The 1,219-nt window shown below is 72.1% G+C and carries 1 protein-coding gene and 1 pseudogene; both read left to right on the top strand.

What is annotated here, in order from left to right; genetic code table 11:
- The first annotated feature begins 141 nt into the window (after positions 1-141).
- A complete protein-coding gene (locus DBR34_RS19070; protein WP_258224131.1) occupies positions 142-927 on the top strand; it encodes a CDP-diacylglycerol diphosphatase in 786 nt (261 codons plus the stop codon).
- A gap of 40 nt (positions 928-967) precedes the next feature.
- Positions 968-1,219 (top strand): annotated as a pseudogene (locus DBR34_RS19065) (hypothetical protein); the annotation flags it as partial.

Raw genomic sequence — 1,219 nt, 5'->3', positions numbered from 1 at the left:
GACCGAGCCCGCCTAGCCCGGCCTCTGTGCGAAAGGCGGCCCAGCGGCACTGTGTCGCCGGGCGGTCAAGGGCGGGCGGGTACACTACGCGCCGAGCCGGCCCGGCGCGGGCCGGACGGTAGCCGTAGCCGAGTCCTGCCCGTGATCCACCGACTGTTCCTGCCCTGCGTCCTGCTGCTGTTGGCTGCCTGTGCCAGCGCACCACCCCCGGCCAAGCCGCCGGTCAATCCCGATGCGCTGTGGGGGATCGTGCAGCGCGACTGCCGCCTGCAGGGACCGCCGCAGGGAAGCTGCGTGGCGGTCAACCCGCAGGCCGGGCGCCGCGACGTGGTGCTGAAGGACTCGCACGGCCAGTATCAGTACCTGCTGCTGCCGCTGGACCGGGTCACCGGGATCGAAAGCCCGTTGCTGCTGCGCGCCGATGCGCCCAACTATTTCGCTGCCGCCTGGCAGGAGCGCTGGCGCACCGCGCAGGCACTGGGGCGCCCGCTGCCACGGGAGGTCACCAGCCTGGCGCTGAACTCGCCGCACGGGCGCTCGCAGCACCAGCTGCACATCCACGTGGACTGCCTGCGCGCCGATGTCCTCGCGCAGCTGCAGCGCCTGGGGGAGGGCATCCAGACGCGCTGGCAACCCCTGCCGGAGCCGCTGCGGGGCCACCGCTACCAGGCGCGTCGGGTGGCGGGGGAGGCGTTGACGGTCGATCCGGTGCGGCTTCTGGCCAGCGAACTGTCCGGCGTGCAGGACCTCGGCCAGTGGTCGCTGGTGGTGGTGGGTGCCCACGCCAGTGATGGCAGCCCGGGGTTCCTGCTGCTGGCCACGCAGCTGGATGCAGCACAGGGCAACGATGCCAGCGGCGAAGAACTGCAGGACCATGCCTGTGCGGCAGTGACCGGCGCGCAGGACGCGCTTGACGGGGTGCGCTGAGCCCTGCGCTATCCTGTTCGTTTACGACAGGATGCAGCACATGCCAGGGACGTTGCAGCGCAGGACCCGTTTGGCCGCCATGGCGGTGGTGTTGGCGGCCATCAGCAACGCAGCGGCGTCCGCACCCGTGCACGACCGTGCCGGCAACCGGCTGGAGGCGCTGATCGAGCAGCCCGCCGCGCAGGCGGGCGCCGAGCAGGCCTCGGCACGCTTCTGCACGGCCGACCGGCAGTGGTGTGTGCGCACCGCCCGCGAGGGCGACGAGCAGGCGTCGCAGCTGGAGATCGAGCAC

Source organism: Stenotrophomonas sp. HMWF003, assembly GCF_003061285.1.
Classification (GTDB): Bacteria; Pseudomonadota; Gammaproteobacteria; order Xanthomonadales; family Xanthomonadaceae; genus Stenotrophomonas; species Stenotrophomonas maltophilia_AP.
The sequence above is the reverse complement of the archived record's forward strand: the minus strand, read 5'-3'. Positions and strand labels throughout refer to the sequence as shown.